This is a genomic window from Serratia sp. PF-27, from assembly GCF_030053255.1.
GTDB classification, from domain to species: Bacteria; Pseudomonadota; Gammaproteobacteria; order Enterobacterales; family Enterobacteriaceae; genus Serratia; species Serratia bockelmannii.
The window spans coordinates 679,078-693,041 of the sequence record NZ_JASGBT010000015.1 but is presented as its reverse complement, the minus strand read 5'-3'; the positions used below and the strand labels follow the sequence as shown (position 1 = coordinate 693,041).

At 59.6% G+C, this 13,964-nt stretch carries 11 protein-coding genes, 1 pseudogene and 1 other annotated feature; of the genes and pseudogenes, 7 read left to right on the top strand and 5 right to left on the bottom strand.

Annotated features, from left to right (window positions below; all coding sequences use genetic code 11):
• Nucleotides 1–3: 3 nt before the first annotated feature.
• Together trpD and QMZ29_RS08110 are read right to left on the bottom strand one after the other, a co-directional pair.
• Nucleotides 4–1,600, bottom strand: a pseudogene (gene trpD / locus QMZ29_RS08115) (bifunctional anthranilate synthase glutamate amidotransferase component TrpG/anthranilate phosphoribosyltransferase TrpD).
• Nucleotides 1,600–3,162 carry an anthranilate synthase component 1 gene (locus QMZ29_RS08110; protein ID WP_261125761.1) on the bottom strand — a complete coding sequence of 521 codons (1,563 nt, stop codon included), beginning with the start codon at nt 3,160–3,162 and terminating at the stop codon, nt 1,600–1,602. The pseudogene trpD and the gene QMZ29_RS08110 overlap by 1 nt, the downstream one beginning before the upstream one ends.
• A gap of 24 nt (nt 3,163–3,186) precedes the next feature.
• Nucleotides 3,187–3,290 (bottom strand) — a sequence feature (Trp leader region).
• A gap of 252 nt (nt 3,291–3,542) precedes the next feature.
• On the opposite strand from QMZ29_RS08110, the gene rnm reads away from it, so the two are divergent.
• The 5 genes from rnm (at nt 3,543) to rluB (ending at nt 7,582) form a co-directional block, all read left to right on the top strand.
• The gene (rnm, locus tag QMZ29_RS08105; RefSeq protein WP_025303046.1) at nt 3,543–4,424 is read left to right on the top strand and encodes an RNase RNM; all 882 of its coding nucleotides are present in this window, start codon (nt 3,543–3,545) and stop codon (nt 4,422–4,424) included.
• Nucleotides 4,425–4,471: 47 nt separating this feature from the next.
• On the top strand, nt 4,472–5,092 hold the full coding sequence (locus QMZ29_RS08100) for an L-threonylcarbamoyladenylate synthase (protein ID WP_261424798.1): 621 nt from the start codon (nt 4,472–4,474) through the stop codon (nt 5,090–5,092).
• Nucleotides 5,093–5,207: 115 nt separating this feature from the next.
• On the top strand, nt 5,208–5,567 hold the full coding sequence (locus QMZ29_RS08095; RefSeq protein WP_025303044.1) for a Rap1a/Tai family immunity protein: 360 nt from the start codon (nt 5,208–5,210) through the stop codon (nt 5,565–5,567).
• A gap of 149 nt (nt 5,568–5,716) precedes the next feature.
• Nucleotides 5,717–6,514 (top strand): alpha/beta fold hydrolase, encoded by a 798-nt coding sequence (locus QMZ29_RS08090; protein WP_049205501.1) that lies wholly within the window; start codon nt 5,717–5,719, stop codon nt 6,512–6,514.
• 162 nt (nt 6,515–6,676) lie between these two features.
• Complete coding sequence (rluB, locus tag QMZ29_RS08085) at nt 6,677–7,582, top strand: 23S rRNA pseudouridine(2605) synthase RluB (protein WP_025303042.1); 906 nt, start codon at nt 6,677–6,679, stop codon at nt 7,580–7,582.
• Nucleotides 7,583–7,620: 38 nt separating this feature from the next.
• On the opposite strand, the gene cobO is transcribed toward rluB, so the two are convergent.
• Entirely contained in the window at nt 7,621–8,211 is a 591-nt protein-coding gene (gene cobO, locus QMZ29_RS08080) for a cob(I)yrinic acid a,c-diamide adenosyltransferase (protein ID WP_025303041.1), read from the bottom strand.
• 13 nt (nt 8,212–8,224) lie between these two features.
• On the bottom strand, nt 8,225–8,986 hold the full coding sequence (locus tag QMZ29_RS08075; RefSeq protein ID WP_025303040.1) for a YciK family oxidoreductase: 762 nt from the start codon (nt 8,984–8,986) through the stop codon (nt 8,225–8,227).
• 359 nt (nt 8,987–9,345) lie between these two features.
• On the opposite strand from QMZ29_RS08075, the gene sohB reads away from it, so the two are divergent.
• Entirely contained in the window at nt 9,346–10,392 is a 1,047-nt protein-coding gene (gene sohB / locus QMZ29_RS08070; protein WP_193402303.1) for a protease SohB, read from the top strand.
• A 51-nt stretch (nt 10,393–10,443) separates the two neighbouring features.
• Here sohB and QMZ29_RS08065 read toward each other — a convergent pair whose 3' ends face one another.
• The gene (locus tag QMZ29_RS08065) at nt 10,444–10,695 is read right to left on the bottom strand and encodes a YciN family protein (RefSeq protein ID WP_033650243.1); all 252 of its coding nucleotides are present in this window, start codon (nt 10,693–10,695) and stop codon (nt 10,444–10,446) included.
• Between the two features lie 426 nt (nt 10,696–11,121).
• Between QMZ29_RS08065 and topA the strand changes: the two genes are divergently transcribed.
• Nucleotides 11,122–13,719, top strand: coding sequence for a type I DNA topoisomerase (gene topA / locus QMZ29_RS08060; protein ID WP_261424791.1), 2,598 nt, complete (start codon nt 11,122–11,124; stop codon nt 13,717–13,719).
• Nucleotides 13,720–13,964: the final 245 nt, after the last annotated feature.

Genomic DNA, 13,964 nt, shown 5'->3' with positions numbered 1-13,964 from the left:
CATTTATCCTCTTGCCGCCAGTGCGATGACACGCTCATAGGCCTGCCCGCTGTTGATCATATCCAGTGCCTGCCGCGCATTTTGGCGCAGGTCTTCATGTCCGAATAACTTCAGAAGCAACGCGACGTTGGCCGCGACCGCCGCGGCGTGCGCCGGCTCGCCTTTACCTTGTAACAGCCGCGCCAAAATGTCACGGTTTTCTTCCGGCGTGCCGCCCAGCAAGGCTTCCAGCGGATAGGTTTCCAATCCGAAGGACTGCGGCGTGAGCTGGTAGCTGCTGATTTCGCCGTTGTTCAATTCCGCTACGTGCGTCGGGGCGTGGATCGCCACCTCGTCCATGCCGCCGCCGTGAACCACCGCCGCACGCTGATAGCCCAACACGCGCAGTGTTTCGGCAATCGGCAGCACCAGTTCCGGGCTGTATACGCCGATCAGCGCCAGCGGCGGACGCGCCGGGTTAATCAGCGGGCCCAGCACGTTGAACAGCGTGCGGGTCTTCAGCTGCTGGCGCACCGGCATGGCGTGGCGAAAACCGGTGTGGTACTGCGGCGCGAACAGGAAACACACGCCGAGGTCGTCCAGCGCTTTGCGCGCTTCTTCCGCCGGCAGATCCAGACGGATGCCGAACGCAGCCAGCAGATCCGAAGAGCCGGAACGGCTGGAGACGCTGCGGTTGCCGTGTTTGGCGATTTTCGCGCCGCACGCCGCCGCCACGAAGGCGCTGGCGGTGGAAATATTGATGCTGTTGGTGCCGTCGCCGCCGGTGCCGACGATATCGGCGAACGGGTAGTCAGGGCGCGGGAACGGCTGAGCGTCGTCCAGCAGCGCTTTGGCGGCGCCGGCGATCTCTTCCGGGCGCTCGCCGCGGACTTTCATGCTGATCAGCGCGGCCGCCAGTTGGCTCGGCTCCAGTTCGCCGCGCACGATGGCGCTGAACAGCTGTTGGCTTTCCTGCTGGCTCATCGACTCGGCGCGGTACAGTTTCTCAAGAATAGGTTGCATCGTCGTGTTCCTTATATTACTTCGCCAGCGCCCAGGCGAGGGTCTGCTCAAGCAGGCGCGCGCCGTGGGTGGTCAGAATCGATTCCGGGTGGAACTGGAAGCCGCACACGCGGCGACGGTCGTCGCGCACCGCCATCACCATCTCGCCGAAACGGGCGTTGACGGTGAGATCGGCCGGGATGTTGCTGCCGACCAACGAATGGTAGCGCGCCACCGGCAGCGGGTTGGCCATGCCGGCGAACATGCCTTCGCCATCGTGAACGATCGCCGAGGCTTTACCGTGCAGGATCTCACCCGCCTGGCCGACCTGGCCGCCGTAGGCTTCGACGATCGCCTGGTGGCCGAGGCAGATGCCGATGATCGGCAGCCGGCCGCGCAGGCGCTGCAGCAGTTCCGGCATGCAGCCCGCTTCGGACGGCGTGCCGGGGCCGGGCGACAGCATCAGCACCGGCTGGGTCATGTGCTCCAGGCGTTCGATGATCACCTCGGCGGCGATCTGGTTACGGTAAATCACCACCTGGTGGCCGCTGGCGCGCAGCTGATCGACCAGGTTGTAAGTAAAGGAGTCGACGTTGTCGAGCAACAGGATATCGGCCATCAGAACACCTCCTTGGCATGGTGCGCAGTGGCGATGGCGCGCAGCACGGCACGGGCTTTATTACGGGTTTCGTCGGCTTCCGCCTGCGGGATGGAATCCAGTACCACGCCGGCGCCGGCCTGCACGGTGGCGATGCCGTCTTCAACGTAGGCAGAGCGAATGACGATGCAGGTATCCAGATCGCCGGTGGCGGTGAAGTAGCCCACCGCGCCGCCGTAGCTGCCGCGGCGCGTGCCTTCTGAGGCGGCGATCAGCTGCATCGCCCGCACTTTCGGCGCGCCGCTGAGGGTGCCCATGTTCATGCAGGCCTGGTAGGCGTGCAGCACGTCGAGATCGGCGCGCAGGGTGCCCACCACGCGGGAAACCAGGTGCATGACGAACGAATAGCGGTCCACCTTGGTCAGGTCGGCCACGTAGCGGCTGCCGGCCTGGCAGATGCGCGCCAGATCGTTGCGCGCCAGATCGACCAGCATCAGGTGCTCGGCCAGCTCTTTGTGGTCGGTGCGCATTTCCAGCTCGATGCGGCTGTCGAGATCCAGATCCAGCGAACCGTCGGCACGGCGGCCGCGTGGGCGAGTGCCGGCGATCGGGTAGATTTCGATTTGGCGATTGCCCGCGTCGTATTTCAGCGCGCTCTCCGGCGAAGCGCCGAACAGGGTGAAGTCATCATCCTGCATGAAGAACATGTACGGGCTGGGGTTGTTGTCTTTCAAGGTCTGGTAGGCCGCCAGCGGCGCCGGGCAAGGCAGGGAGAAGCGGCGCGACGGCACCACCTGGAAAATCTCGCCCTGACGGATCGCTTCCTGCAGTTCGCTGACCACCGCGCCGTACTCTTCGTCGCTCTGGTTGCAGCTCAGCTGCATGTTCTCCAGCGTTTGATGCGGGATCGGCTGCGGGGTTTGTTGCAACTCGGCCTGCAGCTGTTCCAGACGTTGCTGCAAGCGCTGTACTTCACTCGCCTGCTCGCTGAAGACGCTGGCCTGCAGGCGGGCCGAGCCGCGTTGGTGATCCAGCACCAGCAGGGTTTCTGCCAGATAGAAACAGAAGTCCGGGCAGCGCTGATCCTGGCGCAGTGCCGGCAGGTCTTCGAAACCGGCGACCAAATCGTAGGCGAACAGGCCGCCCAGCATCACGGCTTCGCGCTCGTCCGCCGGAGAGTCCACCAGGGTCAGCAGCGTACGCAGCGCGTCGAACACCGACAGTGAGCGCAGGCGGGCATCTTCGTCCTGCACCGCGTCGATCGCCGGGAAGGTCAGCTCGCGGCCGTTGGGGCGTGCCTGGTTGCGTACCTCAGGCGACAGCGCTTCGTCCAGCAGCGGCAGCAGCGCCGCGCCGTTGGCGGTCAGTGCCTGCACGCTGACGGTGTGGCCCAGTGCGGTAATGCGCAGCGCGCTGTCGATCACCAGCAGGCTCTGCAGATTCTGTTTGCTGTTGATTTCCGCCGATTCCAGCAGCAGGGTGGCCGGACGGGCGCCGCACAGCTGGTGGAAAAGGGTGGTGGGGTCGCCCCGGTAGCTGGCTTGCGCCTTCAGCAATGTCAGTTGTGGTTTGGTGTTCATCATCGGTGGTTCCAGTGAATTCTGTCCATAAAAAAGCCCGCATCAAGTGCGGGCTCAGGAAATCTGCATTGTCAGATGACAGCTATGCGCGATTACACCGCCCGCAAGAGGGAGGTACGCCACCAACCGTGAAGAGAAATATAGTTGTTCATTTGCCGACTCTCTCTGTTAACGCTCATCTGACACGGCCGTTGCCGTGAACTTGTGTACTAGTTAACTGGTTCGTGGCGGCAAAGTCAACCCTCTTTTTGCACAATGTTTTAGCGGCCAGGGTGAATTCTATTCATCATCCGCCTGGCGCCTGCGGCCAGGGCAGAATAGATTTCCGTCCGGCCGTCGATCGCGGGTATGATAGAAAACCAAGCCATTGCCGGATAGCCGTTTTGACAGACAGTAACCCCCCATCCACCGCTTTTACTCTGTACGATCTCCACAGCCACACGACCGCCTCCGACGGTTACCTGACGCCGACGCAACTGGTACTGCGGGCGGTCGAGATGCGTGTAGGCGTGCTGGCGATCACCGATCACGATACCACCGCCGGATTGGCCGAGGCCGCCGCGGCCATTGCGGAGCAGGCGTTGCCGTTGCGGTTGGTCAACGGGGTTGAAATCTCGACGCTGTGGGAAAATCATGAAATTCATATCGTTGGGTTGGGCATGGACGTCACGCATCCGGCGCTGGTGGCACTGTTGGCGGAACAAACCGAACGCCGCAACTGGCGGGCGCAGGAGATTGGCGTGCGCCTGGGTAAAGCGCGGATCCCTGACGCCTATGCCGGCGCGCAACGGCTGGCGGGCGCCGGCGCGGTCACCCGCGGCCATTTCGCCCGTTACCTGGTGGAGCTTGGCGTGGCGAACAACATGGCGCAGGTGTTCAAGAAATACTTGGCCAAGGGCAAAACCGGCTACGTGCCGCCGCAGTGGTGTACAATAGAACAAGCCATTGATGCGATTCATCAATCGGGCGGTCAGGCGGTGATGGCGCATCCCGGCCGTTACGATCTGACCGCGAAGTGGTTGAAACGTTTACTGGCGCATTTCGCCGAACACGGCGGCGACGCCATGGAAGTGGCGCAGTGTCAGCAGGCGCCGCATGAGCGCGCGCAGCTGGCGAAATACGCGCAGGACTACCACCTGTTGGCCTCGCAAGGCTCTGATTTCCATCAACCTTGTTCGTGGATCGAACTGGGGCGCAAGCTGTGGCTGCCGGGCGGTGTCGAGCCAGTGTGGCGCGATTGGCTGCAACCGGGCCAGGCGGTCTGATTTTACGCGCGTGGCAACGCGCGCGGGCATCATTTTAGGAGCAAGTCATGAGTCAGCTTTTTTATATTCATCCGGACAACCCGCAGCCGCGTTTGATTAACCAGGCGGTCGACGTGCTACGCAAGGGCAGAGTGATCGTTTATCCCACCGATTCCGGCTATGCGTTGGGTTGCATGCTGGAAGAGAAGGCGGCGATGGAGCGCATTTGCCGCATCCGTCAACTGGACGGCAACCACAACTTTACCCTGATGTGCCGCGATCTGTCCGAATTATCGACCTATGCGCACGTCGATAACACGGCCTTCCGCCTGATCAAAAACAATACGCCGGGCCACTACACGTTCATTCTGAAGGCGACCAAAGAAGTGCCGCGCCGCCTGATGAATGAAAAGCGTAAAACTATCGGCCTGCGCGTGCCCTCAAACCCGATCGCGCTGGCGCTATTGGAGGCGTTGAACGAACCGATGATGTCCACCACCCTGATGCTGCCGGGCAATGATTTTGCCGAGTCCGATCCGGAAGAGATCAGCGATCATTTGGGCAAGGTGGTCGATCTGGTGATCCACGGCGGCTTCCTCGGCCAACAGCCGACAACGGTTATCGATCTGACCGAATCCACGCCAGAAGTGGTGCGCGAAGGGGCGGGCGACGCGGCGCCTTTCCGCTGATGTAAAAGGTTGCCACCTTGCCCATTGTCTGAAAATCGGCTGAAGCGAGGCTATTTCGCGTGAAAGCCGCTATTCTTGATTACTTCAGAATTGATAATGGGCAGGATGCGCAGCAATGATTAAACAGGTTTCTTTTTTAGCGGCCTTATTATTTTCCTCAATGGCAAATGCGGGTTTTTATTCAGGCAGCGGTTTGCTGGCGGAATCCGGCGGTTACGTAAAAAATAAAAGCGGTGAAGCCACCGTGGCCGAAGCGCTGAATGGTGGCATGTTTATGGGATACGTCGCCGGCGTATTCGATACCTATTCTATGCAGGGCAATCGCAATATCTGTCCGGCTGCCGGGATGAGCATCGGTGTCGCCGCCGACGCGGTGATGAAGTATTTGAACGAGCACCCAGAGCAACTGCATTATTCCGCTCCGTCGGTGATCATGCTGGCATTAAGCGCTGCCTATCCCTGCGTGCGCCATTAAGTTCCCGTTCCAATTAGTGCGCATTTTTTCATAAGATGCGCTCGGGGCGCATTCCGCACGAACTTCAATAGATCAATGCCTGCTGCGCTGTCACCTTATTCCCGTCGGTATTTCCCGAACGGGTCGGGGAGAGACGCGCAGGAGGTAATATGACCGCATTTCACAGTGCCAACATGATGCTCGACTATCAGGATATCGGCTCAGGGCCGCTCACGCTGGTGCTGTTGCCCGGCTGGTGCGAACCGAAAACCGTGTTCGAGCCGTTCATTGCTTTGGCGGCCGAACGTTATCGGGTGATCAACATCGACTGGCGGGGCCATGGCCTGTCGTCGAAAGCCGCGGAGATGTCGCTGACGGCGGACGATTTGCTGGAGGATGTGCGCCAACTGCTGACGGCGCTGCGTTTGGATAACGTGGTCACCCTGTCGGTGGCGCACGCCAGCTGGCTGGCGGTAGCGTTGGCTGAAGCGTTGCCGCAGAGGGTGCAGGGCATGGTGTTTCTCGACTGGATCATGACGCAGCCGGAACCGGCGTTCTTTACGGCGGTGAGCCGCATGCAGGAGCCGCAGCAGTGGCTGGCGGCGCGCGACGCCTTGTTCGACTTCTGGCAGGGCGGCATCCGCCACGATCGGGTCAAACGCCATCTGGAGGTTGAGATGGCGCAGGAAGATTACCGGCTCTGGCGTGCCGCCGGCGTGGCCATCGAACAGGCCTATCGGCAATTCGGCTCACCGCTGCAACGCCTGGCGGGAATGAGCGCACCGCCGCCGTGCCGGCACATCTACTCGTTGGATCGCCGTGACGACTATCTGCGGCAACAGCAGGCCTTTGCCGCCGAGCAGCCGTTTTTCTCCGTGGTGCGTCTCGGGGAGGCCCGCACTCACCTCGGCATTCTGGAACGGCCTGACTCGGTGCTGTGGGCTGTGGAGGATTTTTTGGCGCCGTGAACGCCGTCTGAAGGGGAGCACCGCCGATAAAGTGGGTTTCAACACCCTAGAAAGCCTGTATAATACGCGGTTCGATCCTGATAAACGTATTATGACCGTTGTGGCTGTTGGCCACGACGGTATCCCCCCGACGCCTGTGAAGGCGACATTAGAGGTTGCTCAATGAGCGAAAAGTTACAGAAAGTATTAGCGCGCGCCGGGCATGGCTCGCGTCGTGAAATCGAAACCATGATTGAAGCCGGGCGCGTCAGCGTCGACGGCAAGGTCGCCAAGCTGGGCGACCGCGTTGAAGTGACCCCGGCGATGAAAATTCGTCTGGATGGTCATGTCCTGTCGATCAAAGAATCCGAAGAGGTGGTTTGCCGGGTGCTGGCTTACTACAAACCGGAAGGCGAGCTGTGTACCCGCAGCGATCCTGAAGGCCGCCCGACGGTGTTCGATCGCTTGCCGAAGCTGCGCGGTTCACGCTGGGTGGCGGTAGGGCGACTGGACGTCAACACCTCCGGTCTGCTGCTGTTCACCACCGACGGTGAACTGGCCAACCGTCTGATGCACCCAAGCCGTGAAGTGGAACGTGAGTACGCGGTACGCGTGTTCGGCCAGGTTGACGATGCGAAAGTGAAGCAGCTGAGCAAGGGTGTGCAATTGGAAGACGGCCCGGCCGCCTTCCGCACTATCAGCTTCCAGGGCGGTGAAGGCCTCAACCAGTGGTACAACGTGACCCTGACCGAAGGCCGCAACCGTGAAGTGCGTCGCCTGTGGGAAGCGGTGGGCGTGCAGGTGAGCCGCCTGATCCGCGTGCGTTACGGCGACATCGATCTGCCGAAAGGCCTGCCGCGCGGCGGCTGGGCCGAACTGGACCTGCCGGCGATCAACTACCTGCGCGAGCTGGTGGAACTGAAGCCGGAAACGGTCAGCAAAATGCCGGTGGAGCGTGAGCGCCGCCGCGTGAAGGCTAACCAGATCCGCCGTGCGGTCAAGCGCCACTCGCAGGTAGCCGGCAGCGGCCGCCGCAGCGCGCCTGGCAGCAAACCGGGTAAACCGGGCAAGCCAAGCAAACGCAGCTAATCCCTCATTCTGGCCCCGTTCGGGGCCAGAACTTTTTGTTACCAATCGATCCCTTGTTGCGCCTTCACGCCTGCGTCGAACGCGTGTTTCACCGGTCGCATCTCCGTGACCGTATCAGCCAGTTCCAATAGATCGCGATGGCAACCGCGCCCGGTCAGGATCACCGTTTGGTGCACAGGGCGCCGTAGGAGCGCTTCCTTCAACTCGTCCAGTTCCAGATAGCCGTAGGTCAGCATGTAGGTCACTTCGTCCAGCAGCACCAGGTCCAGGCTGCTGTCGGCCAGCATGCGTTTACCGTGCTGCCACACCGCCTGGCAGGCGGCGGTGTCGCCGGCCTTGTTCTGCGTCTCCCAGGTGAAACCGGTGGCCATTACCTGAAATTCAACGCCGTGTTGCTGTAGCAGATTCTTTTCGCCATTGGGCCATTCGCCCTTGATGAACTGGATCACCCCGGCGCGCATGCCGTGGCCAACCGCCCGGGTGACGGTGCCGAAGGCGGCGGTGGTTTTACCCTTGCCGTTACCGGTAAACACCAGCAGCAGGCCGCGGGTATCCTGCGCCGCGGCGATGCGCGCATCGACCTGTTCTTTCAGGCGCTGCTGGCGCTGTTGATGACGATCTTCCGCCATGAAACGCTCCTTATTATTCGGCCGCGCCGGGTTTACGGTTCGGCTGCGCGTCGAAGCTCATGCCAGTTTTGCGGCGGCTGTCCTCGCCCATCAGATACAGGTACAACGGCATGATATCGGCGGGGGTCTTCAGTTTGTTCTTGTCTTCGTGTGGGAAGGCGGATGCGCGCATTTTGGTGCGGGTGCCACCCGGATTGATGCAGTTCACCCGCAAATTGCGAGTTTTGTACTCGTCGGCCAATACCTGCATCATGCCCTCGGTGGCGAACTTCGACACCGCATAGGCACCCCAGTCTGCGCGGCCGGTACGCCCGACGCTGGAGCTGGTGAACACCAGCGAACCGGCGTGGGATTTCAGCAGCAGTGGCAATAGTGCCTGGGTCAGCATAAAGGTGGCGTTGACGTTAACCTGCATCACCTCTTGCCACATGGTCATCGACAGCTCGGCCATCGGCGCGATGTCGCCGAGCAGGCCGGCGTTGTGCAGCACGCCGTCAAGGCGGGGGATCTGGCTAGCCAGATCGTCGGCTATCTGCCGGCATTGCTCCTGAGTGGCGTGCAGCAAGTCCAGCGTCACCACCAAGGCCGGGGCGCCGCCCTGGGCCGCAATTTCTTGTTGTACCGCCAGCAGTTTGCTCTCGGTACGGCCCAGCAGCACCAGTTGGGCACCGAAGCGCGCGTAGGTCAGCGCCGCTTCACGGCCGATGCCGTCACCGGCGCCGGTAACTAAAATGATACGTTGTTCGAGCAGGTCTTGTTTGGGTTGGTAATGCACGATACATCCTCGCCTGGGTGGCTGTTCTCCCGCGAATATCGGGGAGCAAGGGTGAAACGCGCGGCCGGGGCGGGAGCAAAGGCTCGACCGTCTGCGGGCCGCGCAGCGAATCCGTCTCATCGTATTGATGAATAATGGGTGTTATATGCCTTAATCCGCGGGCATTTTCAATGCGTAGCAGGCTGAAATGGCATTCTTTTGTAACAAAAGCGCGGCAGCGGCGGCTTGGTTCGACCGTAAATCGTCCCCATAGTGATGCTCCGTGCGCAATGAATTTTCATTTAGCCGCGACAGCAGCCGCTGCGGTTGGCTAGAATGGAAAGAAGTATACTAACAACCTGTAAATAAAGGCGGAATCTGTGGAGTTTATATCTGTTTATGGCCTGTTTCTGGCCAAGGTCGCCACGGTGGTGCTCGCCATCGCCGCGTTGGCCATATTGGCGGTCAGCCTGGGGCAACGCAAGAGCCGCCAAAAAGGGGAGTTGCAGCTGACCGACCTCGGCGAACAGTATCGCGAGATGCAGCGCGATATGCGCCTGGCGCGCATGGATGCCGCCGAGCAGAAGGTCTGGCTGAAACAGTTCAAGAAGCAGACCAAATCTGATAACAAATTGAAGAAGCAGCGCGCCAAGTCCGGCGCGGTGGAAGTGGCCAAGCCGTGCCTGTATGTGCTGGATTTCAAAGGCAGCATGGACGCGCACGAGGTGACGTCGTTGCGTGAAGAGATCTCGGCGGTGCTGGCGGTGGCGTCGGCGCAGGATGAAGTCCTGCTGCGCCTGGAAAGCCCTGGCGGGGTGGTGCATGGCTATGGCCTGGCGGCCTCGCAGTTGGAGCGCCTGCGCAAGGGCGGCATTCGCCTGACGGTAGCGGTGGATAAAGTGGCGGCCAGCGGCGGCTACATGATGGCCTGCGTCGCGGATCGCATCGTGGCGGCACCGTTCGCCATCATCGGTTCCATCGGCGTGGTGGCGCAGATCCCGAACTTCCACCGCCTGCTGAAAAAGAATGACATCGACGTGGAGCTGCACACCGCCGGGCAGTTCAAACGCACGCTGACGCTGTTCGGTGAAAACACCGAGCAAGGGCGCGAGAAGTTTCGTGAAGATCTGAACGAAACCCACGAGCTGTTCAAGCGCTTCGTGCATGAGCAGCGCCCGTCGCTGGATATCGATAGCGTCGCCACCGGTGAGCACTGGTTCGGTTCTCAGGCCAAAGAAAAGGGGCTGATCGACGCCATCGGCACCAGCGACGATTTGCTGATCGCCGAGTTGGATAACCACGAAGTGATCGCCGTGCGCTACGCGCGCCGCAAACGCCTGATGGATCGCTTCACCGGCAGCGCGGCGGAAAGCGTCGATCGTTTACTGTTGCGCTGGTGGCAGCGTGGGGAAAAGCCGTTGTTGTAACGGCGATGAGAGCAGGAATCAACGGGGGCCAGGTGCCCCCGTTTTCTTTACTCAATCGACCAGGTGGTATTTTTCCGAAAGCAGATGGGCCAAATGTTTAAACATATTAAATACCGCGGTGGTTTTGGCGGTGGGCAATCCGTCGGCATCCAAAAAGTATTCGCCGCGAAAAACTAAAACGCCGCTTTTTTGTTCAACGTCGGTGGCGATCATGCCGTGCAGATAATCTTCGTGTTGGCGGATGATGTTATTTGCTTCCGCCAGTAGGGCCTCGCGGCCGATAGGTGCAGTATTCTTGTGCATTTATTAGACTCCAAACAAAAAACGCTGCGCATATTCTAACGCCGGTTCGCTTTTATCCGCAAACCGACTAAGGTTTATTTGCCGTCTGGATGGCCATGGGCGGCCGCCGGTTGGCGAAATCTGCCTTTCCGTGCTAATTAGGTTGCGTGACGCTTTTTATCAGGTACAGTGTGGGATTTTGCGGCGTCGGGTGGAAGGTTTTGTTTACGCCATGAATAAAACTCACACAGCCATACTTCTGGGGCATGGGTGAATAGCGGGCAGGATCAACAACTTGCGTTCAGGTTGAGCAGTTGGGCAACCAAAAGAAAAAAATCTGTTGATCTCTTGCCAGACTGCCGCAATATAAAAAAGAGACACGAATTGCCGCGGCACGGCGAGATAAAAGACTTCTTTTTAGAAGAAATAAATTAGGTAAAGGTAAATATGGGTAAAGCTCTCGTAATAGTTGAGTCCCCGGCAAAAGCCAAAACTATTAATAAATATTTAGGAAGTGACTACGTGGTGAAGTCCAGCGTCGGTCATATCCGTGATTTGCCGACCAGTGGCTCAGCCAGCAAAAAGAGCGCTGACTCAACCGAAGACAAAGCCAAGAAAAAAGTTAAAAAAGATGAGAAGGCGGCGCTGGTAAATCGCATGGGCGTCGACCCTTACCACGGCTGGAAAGCGCATTATGAAATCCTGCCGGGTAAAGAAAAAGTGGTCGCCGAGTTAAAATCGTTGGCGGAAAACGCCGACCACATTTATCTCGCAACCGACCTTGACCGCGAAGGGGAAGCCATCGCCTGGCACCTGCGGGAAGTGATCGGTGGGGATGACAAACGCTTTAGCCGCGTGGTGTTTAACGAAATCACCAAAAACGCAATCCAACAGGCGTTCAAACAGCCGGGCGAGCTGAACATTGACCGCGTCAACGCGCAGCAGGCACGCCGGTTTATGGACCGCGTGGTGGGCTATATGGTCTCGCCGCTGCTGTGGAAGAAAATCGCCCGCGGCCTGTCCGCCGGCCGCGTGCAGTCGGTGGCGGTGCGTCTGGTGGTTGAGCGCGAACGAGACATCAAGGCGTTCGTGCCGGAAGAGTATTGGGAGCTGCATGCCGATCTGCTGGCGAAGGGGGAAACCGCGCTGCAGATGGAAGTGACCCATGCGCACGACAAACCGTTCAAGCCGGTCAACCGCGAGCAGACTCACGCCGCGGTCAAGCTGCTGGAAAAAGCCCGTTATACGGTGCTGGATCGCGAAGATAAACCGACCAGCAGCAAGCCGGGCGCGCCTTTCATTACCTCCACGCTGCAACAGGCCGCCAGCACCCGCCTGAGCTTCGGCGTGAAGAAAACCATGATGATGGCGCAACGGCTGTATGAAGCCGGCCACATCACCTATATGCGTACCGACTCCACCAACCTGAGCCAGGATGCGCTCAACATGGTGCGTGGCTACATCGGTGACAACTTCGGCGACAAATACCTGCCGAAGGCGCCGAATCAGTACAGCAGCAAAGAGAATTCGCAGGAAGCGCACGAAGCGATCCGTCCTTCGGACGTGAACGTGCTCGCCGAGCAGTTGAAAGACATGGAAGCGGACGCGCAGAAGCTGTATCAGCTGATCTGGCGCCAGTTCGTTGCCTGCCAGATGACGCCGGCGCAATACGATTCCACCACGCTGACGGTGAAAGCCGGCGATTATCAGCTGCGCGCCAAGGGCCGTACGCTGCGCTTTGACGGCTGGACCAAGGTGATGCCGGCGCTGCGCAAGGGCGATGAAGATCGCACCCTGCCATACGTCGAAATCGGCAGCGATCTGGATCTGCAAAAACTGATCCCAAGCCAGCACTTCACCAAGCCGCCGGCGCGCTACAGCGAAGCCTCGCTGGTGAAAGAGTTGGAAAAACGCGGCATCGGCCGCCCGTCCACCTACGCCTCCATCATCTCGACCATTCAGGATCGCGGTTATGTGCGGGTGGAAAGCCGCCGCTTCTATGCCGAGAAAATGGGTGAGATCGTCACCGATCGCCTGGAAGAAAACTTCCGCGAGCTGATGAACTATGACTTCACCGCGCGCATGGAAGACGGTCTCGATGAGGTTGCCAACAACCAGGCCGAGTGGAAAGCGGTGCTGGACGAATTCTTCGTCGACTTCAGCGAGCAGCTGGAAACGGCGGAGAAGGATCCGGAAGAAGGCGGTATGCGGCCTAACCAGATGGTGATGACCAGCATCGACTGCCCGACCTGCGGCCGCAAGATGGGCATCCGTACCGCCAGCACCGGTGTGTTCCTCGGCTGTTCCGGCTACGCGCTGCCGCCGAAGGAGCGTTGCAAAACCACCATCAACCTGGTGCCTGAAGCGGAAGTGCTCAACATCCTCGAAGGCGACGACGCGGAAACCAACGCGCTGCGCGCACGCCGCCGCTGCCAGAAATGCGGTACGGCGATGGACAGCTATCTGATCGACAACCAGCGTAAGCTGCACGTCTGCGGTAACAACCCGGCGTGTGACGGTTATGAGATCGAAGAGGGCGAGTTCCGCCTGAAAGGCTATGACGGCCCGGTGGTGGAGTGCGACAAATGCGGCTCGGAAATGCACCTGAAAATGGGGCGCTTCGGCAAGTACATGGGCTGCACCAACGAGAACTGCAAAAACACCCGTAAGATCCTGCGTAACGGCGATGTCGCGCCGCCGAAGGAAGATCCGGTACCGTTGCCAGAGCTGCCGTGCGAGAAGTCCGACGCCTATTTCGTGCTGCGTGACGGCGCTGCCGGCGTGTTCCTGGCGGCCAATACCTTCCCTAAATCGCGCGAAACCCGCGCGCCGCTGGTGGAAGAGCTGGCTCGCTTCAAGGATCGTCTGCCGGAGAAACTGCGTTATCTGGCCGATGCGCCGGTCGCGGATGCCGAAGGCAATAAAACGCTGGTGCGTTTCAGCCGTAAAACCAAGCAGCAGTACGTCTCTTCTGAAAAAGACGGCAAGGCGACCGGTTGGTCTGCGTTCTACGTGGACGGCAAGTGGGTTGAAGGCAAGAAGTAAGGCTGATGTCCTGCCTGTAAGATGAAAAACCAGCCCTGGCGGCTGGTTTTTTATTGGTGAAAAGGGGCAAACGGATCTATCCTTTGCTGTTTTTATCCCTCCGTCACCGTCGTTTCACGTTGATACCAATGCAAAATAATCGTTATCATAGTGTGACGCGGATCTATACTTGAAGCTGCAACGTGGTATAGTGGTTATATAAAAAGTTTTTTTATTATTAAAGCTTATTAACAACGGCGCTTTCT

Coding starts and splice junctions, on each gene's coding strand:
- QMZ29_RS08065 (WP_033650243.1), bottom strand. CDS start 10,695: ATGCACAAGAATACTGCACCTATCGGCCGCGAGGCCCTACTGGCGGAA.
- QMZ29_RS08100 (WP_261424798.1), top strand. CDS start 4,472: ATGAGTCAGCTTTTTTATATTCATCCGGACAACCCGCAGCCGCGTTTG.
- QMZ29_RS08110 (WP_261125761.1), bottom strand. CDS start 3,162: ATGATGAACACCAAACCACAACTGACATTGCTGAAGGCGCAAGCCAGC.
- QMZ29_RS08095 (WP_025303044.1), top strand. CDS start 5,208: ATGATTAAACAGGTTTCTTTTTTAGCGGCCTTATTATTTTCCTCAATG.
- QMZ29_RS08090 (WP_049205501.1), top strand. CDS start 5,717: ATGACCGCATTTCACAGTGCCAACATGATGCTCGACTATCAGGATATC.
- rluB (WP_025303042.1), top strand. CDS start 6,677: ATGAGCGAAAAGTTACAGAAAGTATTAGCGCGCGCCGGGCATGGCTCG.
- cobO (WP_025303041.1), bottom strand. CDS start 8,211: ATGGCGGAAGATCGTCATCAACAGCGCCAGCAGCGCCTGAAAGAACAG.
- topA (WP_261424791.1), top strand. CDS start 11,122: ATGGGTAAAGCTCTCGTAATAGTTGAGTCCCCGGCAAAAGCCAAAACT.